The sequence below is a fragment of the Streptomyces sp. NPDC055078 genome (assembly GCF_053607985.1).
Genome location: NZ_JBSGUP010000834.1, coordinates 1 through 3138, shown reverse-complemented (window position 1 = coordinate 3138; position 3138 = coordinate 1). Strand labels below are relative to the sequence as shown.

At 75.0% G+C, this 3138-nt stretch carries 2 protein-coding genes; both read left to right on the top strand.

All coding sequences use genetic code 11. The features are described from left to right. Positions 1-86: 86 nt before the first annotated feature. Entirely contained in the window at positions 87-1829 is a 1743-nt protein-coding gene (gene recN, locus ACWF94_RS37395) for a DNA repair protein RecN (protein WP_453499208.1), read from the top strand. A 151-nt stretch (positions 1830-1980) separates the two neighbouring features. Next, positions 1981-3075: a glycosyltransferase family 4 protein gene (locus ACWF94_RS37390; protein WP_453499206.1), complete on the top strand. Its 1095-nt coding sequence runs from the start codon at positions 1981-1983 to the stop codon at positions 3073-3075. The last annotated feature ends 63 nt before the right edge of the window (positions 3076-3138 follow it).

The following is a 3138-nucleotide window of genomic DNA, read 5'->3' as shown; positions in this document are numbered from 1 at the left end:
AACAGGCACCTCCGTAGCGAGCCGGGGACGCCGGGCACCGGGAAGAGCCGGTGGGTCCGCGTCGCGCCTTCCGGGCGAAACCTCGTATGGTCGTGTCCGTGTTGGAGGAGATGAGGATACGGTCGCTCGGGGTCATCGACGACGCTGTTGTCGAGCTGTCGCCCGGTTTCACCGCGGTGACCGGTGAGACGGGCGCGGGCAAGACCATGGTCGTCACCAGCCTGGGGCTGCTGCTCGGTGGGCGGGCGGACCCGGCGCTGGTGCGGATCGGCGCCAAGTCGGCGGTGGTGGAGGGCCGGATCGGCGTACGCGCCGGGTCGCCCGCCGCTCTGCGGGCCGAGGAGGCCGGGGCCGAACTCGACGACGGCACGCTGCTGATCAGCAGGACCGTATCGGCGGAAGGACGTTCCCGGGCGCACCTCGGCGGGCGCTCCGTGCCCATGGGTGTCCTGTCCGAGCTGGCCGACGACATGGTCGCCGTCCACGGCCAGACCGACCAGCAGGGCCTGCTGCGCCCGGCCAGGCAGCGTGCGGCGCTCGACCGGTACGCGGGCGGCGCGGTGACCGGCCCGCAGACGAAGTACGCCGCCTCCTACGGCAGGCTGCGGGCGGTCTGCGCCGAACTGGACGAACTCACCACCCGCGCCCGTGAGCGCGCCCAGGAAGCGGAACTGCTGCGGTTCGGGCTGAACGAGATCGCGGGCGTCGAGCCACGCGCCGGCGAGGATGTGGAACTCGCCGCCGAGGCCGAGCGGCTGGGCCACGCGGAGGCCCTCGCCTCCGCCGCCTCCGTCGCGCACACCGCGCTCGTCGGCAACCCCGAGGATCCGGAGGGCGTCGACGCGACGACGATGGTCGCGGGCGCCGGGCGGGCACTGGACGCCGTACGCACCCATGATCCGGCCCTCGCCGCGCTCGCCGACCGGATGGGGGAGATCTCCATCCTGCTGGGCGATGTCGCAGGAGAACTCGCCGGATACGCGGACAACCTGGACGCCGATCCGCTGCGGCTGGCGGCGGTCGAGGAGCGGCGGGCCGCTCTGACCGGCCTGACCCGCCGGTACGGCGCGAGCATCGATCTGGTGCTCGCGTGGTCCCAGGAGAGCGCCGCCAGGCTCACCGAACTCGACGGCGACGACGACCGCATCGGCGAGCTGACCGCCGAGCGCGACACCCTGCGCGCCGAACTGTCCGGCCTGGCGCAGGCCCTGACGGACGCCCGTACGGAGGCCGCGGACCGGTTCGCGCGGGCCGTCACCGACGAGCTGTCCTCGCTCGCGATGCCGCACGCGCGCGTGTCGTTCGCGATCAGCCAGAGCGAGGACGCCGAGGGCGTCGAGGTCGGCGGGCGGACGGTGGCGTACGGCCCGAACGGCGCCGACGAGGTCGAGCTGCTGCTCGCCCCGCACCCGGGCGCGCCGCCCCGGCCGATCGCCAAGGGCGCGTCCGGCGGGGAGCTGTCGCGGGTGATGCTCGCGGTCGAGGTCGTCTTCGCGGGCACCGACCCCGTGCCGACCTATCTCTTCGACGAGGTCGACGCGGGGGTGGGCGGCAAGGCGGCGGTCGAGATCGGCCGCAGGCTGGCGAAACTCGCCCGGACCGCACAGGTGATCGTGGTGACGCATCTGCCTCAGGTGGCGGCGTTCGCGGACCGTCAGCTGCTGGTCGAGAAGACCAACGACGGCTCGGTGACCCGCAGCGGAGTCACGGTCCTGGCCGGTGAGGACCGGGTCCGTGAACTGTCCCGGATGCTCGCCGGGCAGGAGGACTCCCAGACGGCGCGGGCGCACGCGGAGGAACTGCTGGCGGCGGCGCGGGTGGACGGGTAGGGGCCGGCCCGCCCCCCGGGGACCGGCCGCCGCCTCGCCCGGTCCCGGGTACCCCAGGACTCACCCATGTGAGTGATCCCGGGGCAGCTGAGCCCGTGCCCCGGCACAGGTGCGGTGCCGGAACGTGCGTACGGGCTGGCATCCTTGGCGGGTGACACAGCTGCGTACGGTCCAAGTACTGGGCGGCGGCAGCGCGGGCAGCAGCGCGCACGTCCGATCCCTGGCCGAGGGGCTGGTGGCGCGGGGCGTGCGGGTGACCGTGTGCGCTCCGGCCGAACTGGAACACCTCTACGACTTCCCCTCCGCCGGGGCCCGTTTCACACCCCTGCCCCGACGCGGCGGCCCGGCGGCGGTCGCCGCTCTGCGCACCGTCTGCGCGGGCGCCGATGTCGTCCACGCGCACGGGCTGCCCGCCACCGTCTCCGCCGCCCTCGCGCTGCGCGGGCTGCGGGTGCCGCTCGTCGTCACCTGGCACACACGGGCGTACGACGGCGGCGCGCGCGGACAGGTGCTGCGGCTGCTGGAACGCCGTACCGTACGGGCCGCCGCGGTGGTCCTCGGCACCTGCTCCGAACTGGTCGACCGCGCCCGTGGGCACGGAGCCCGCGATGTCCGCCTCGCACCCGTCGCGGTGCCCGCGGCCCAGGCCCGGCCGGACGCCACGCCCGGCAAGTCGCGGGCGGAACTGGGAGTGGTGGACCGGCCGTTGGTGATGGCCGTGGGGAGCCTGGTGCCCGAGCGGGGGTACGGGACGCTGCTGGACGCGGCCCGCCGGTGGCGGGAGCTGAGGCCCGTACCGCTGGTGGTGATCGCCGGGGAGGGCCGGGAACGGGGCGCGCTGCAGCGGCGTATCGAGGCGGAGGGGCTGCCGGTGCGGCTGGTGGGCCGCCGCGACGACATCGGCGAACTCCTCACCGAGGCGGACATCGCGGTCCTGCCCAGCCGCTGGGAGGCCCGCTCCCTGCTGGCCCAGGAGGCTCTGCGGGCGGGGGTGCCGCTGGTCGCCACGGCGGTCGGGGGCGTACCCGAACTCGTCGGCGACGCGGCGGAGCTGATTCCGTACGGGGACGCGGACGCGTTGGCGGGCGCGGTGGAGGTTTTGCTGGGGGACTGCGGGCGGCGGGAGCGACTGGTGCGGGCGGGGCGGGTCCAGGCGGGGTCGTGGCAGACGGAGGACGAGACGGTGGAGCACGTCCTGAGTGTGTACGACGAGCTGGTGCCGCTGCCGTCGGGTAATCGCGCGTAGCCTTCGGGCCCCGGGGTGCGCGGGTCCTTGCCCGGGCCCGGGCGGTCCGGCGGGGCTCTGCCC

Coding starts and splice junctions, on each gene's coding strand:
- recN (WP_453499208.1), top strand. CDS start 87: ATGGTCGTGTCCGTGTTGGAGGAGATGAGGATACGGTCGCTCGGGGTC.